Origin of the sequence: Pseudoalteromonas porphyrae (assembly GCF_001298125.1) — a bacterium.
GTDB classification, from domain to species: Bacteria; Pseudomonadota; Gammaproteobacteria; order Enterobacterales; family Alteromonadaceae; genus Pseudoalteromonas; species Pseudoalteromonas neustonica.
In genome coordinates this window covers 1-1,197 of record NZ_LHPH01000062.1, presented here as the reverse complement: position 1 = coordinate 1,197, position 1,197 = coordinate 1, and the positions used below count along the sequence as shown (strand labels likewise).

Annotated in this window: 4 protein-coding genes; 2 read left to right on the top strand and 2 right to left on the bottom strand. The window is 35.1% G+C overall.

The window, feature by feature from the left end; genetic code table 11:
* Positions 1 to 199: IS30 family transposase (locus ADS77_RS21925; RefSeq protein ID WP_152960660.1), on the top strand; the 199-nt coding region annotated here is incomplete at its 5' end.
* Between the two features lie 105 nt (positions 200 to 304).
* Here the strand turns inward: ADS77_RS21925 and ADS77_RS21105 are convergent.
* Both ADS77_RS21105 and ADS77_RS22430 read right to left on the bottom strand, forming a co-directional pair.
* Positions 305 to 730, bottom strand: a complete 426-nt coding sequence (locus ADS77_RS21105) for a hypothetical protein (RefSeq protein WP_054456204.1) — start codon at positions 728 to 730, stop codon at positions 305 to 307.
* A complete protein-coding gene (locus ADS77_RS22430) occupies positions 718 to 870 on the bottom strand; it encodes a hypothetical protein (protein ID WP_161803896.1) in 153 nt (50 codons plus the stop codon). Before ADS77_RS22430 ends, ADS77_RS21105 begins: the two co-directional genes overlap by 13 nt.
* A 182-nt stretch (positions 871 to 1,052) precedes the next feature.
* Between ADS77_RS22430 and ADS77_RS21920 the strand changes: the two genes are divergently transcribed.
* Positions 1,053 to 1,197, top strand: a 145-nt coding sequence (locus ADS77_RS21920; protein ID WP_152960659.1) for a helix-turn-helix domain-containing protein, incomplete at its 3' end; no start/stop codon positions are given.

Here is a 1,197-nt window from a genome sequence, read left to right as displayed (position 1 = left end):
TTATTTTGCTGATCCTTATTGTTCGTGGCAACGAGGAACAAATGAACATACAAACGGTCTGATCAGGCGTTATTTCCCAAAGAAAACTGATTTTTCAACTATAACTAATGAACAACTCCAAGAGGTTGTAATGAAAATTAATACTCGCCCAAGGAAAATACTAAATTATCAGACAGCTGAAGAAGTCTTTATTAATTAGTGATTTAAGGTTTGGTGCACTTGGAACCTGAATTCGGGAAAAAAAAACTAATTTAAGTTGACACCCATCTTAATTATTCACCGAAAGCAAACTTTAGGATGGGTGTCATCTTTGTTTCATTGTAAAGCTAAACCTTTTAATCACCCCATTTCTATCTGGTAGTATCGATACGCTTTTCACTTCATTTAAGCTACCCGTTAGCTTTCCATTTTCTTTGTAAGAAAAAAAAGCATGAATAGAAACTCTCTTACCTTCTAATTTTCTTAAGCTGTCCTCTGGCAAATTAAGCGATAAAGAGAGAGCAGCACCATAGTCATAAAACTCATAAGACTCTTTATTTGGAAATAAAAAATGGTCTTTACTTTGAGATGATATTACACCTTGTAAAATAACTTCTTTATCTTGAAAAGATGCTCTATTACCTAATATTTCGAAAATACTAGTTTTATTTGGTCTTGCTTCTAGATCAGAACATCCGAAAACAAGTAAACACAGTGATAATTTATAAAAAACAATATTTAGTTTAGCCATTTATACCTATCATCCTTTGCCATTTCCCCGCCATTATTAACCCAATCAACCCCGTCGTGGCGATATAAAAAACCTTTTTGCGTGATTGAGCCATCTAGAGCAGATGCTGCTTTAAATGCTGAATAGTCAAACTTAGCCATTACTCTCCCACCTGCGGTCATGTAGGTACAAACTTTAGAATGGGTGTCATCTTTGTTTTTATCTTTGTCCCGAATTCATTATGCAAGTGCACCACTGACCATAACCCACCAATAAATATGACATTCTGAAATATTTGCTAATGTAGTAAGTGCGACCAAACTCATTATCGAGGGAATTCAGAATGTCTTACGAACATCTTAACAGTTTCGAACGAAAAGCTATCTACTATCGATTCAATAGTGGCGAAAGCTGCCGATCCATTGGTAAGCTATTAAATCGACACCATACAACTATCATGCGTGAAGTTAAGCGAAAGTTAAGCGAAA

Excerpts from the sequence above, each read along its gene's own strand:
- ADS77_RS21105 (WP_054456204.1), bottom strand. The coding sequence starts at position 730 with ATGGCTAAACTAAATATTGTTTTTTATAAATTATCACTGTGTTTACTT.
- ADS77_RS22430 (WP_161803896.1), bottom strand. The coding sequence starts at position 870 with ATGGCTAAGTTTGACTATTCAGCATTTAAAGCAGCATCTGCTCTAGAT.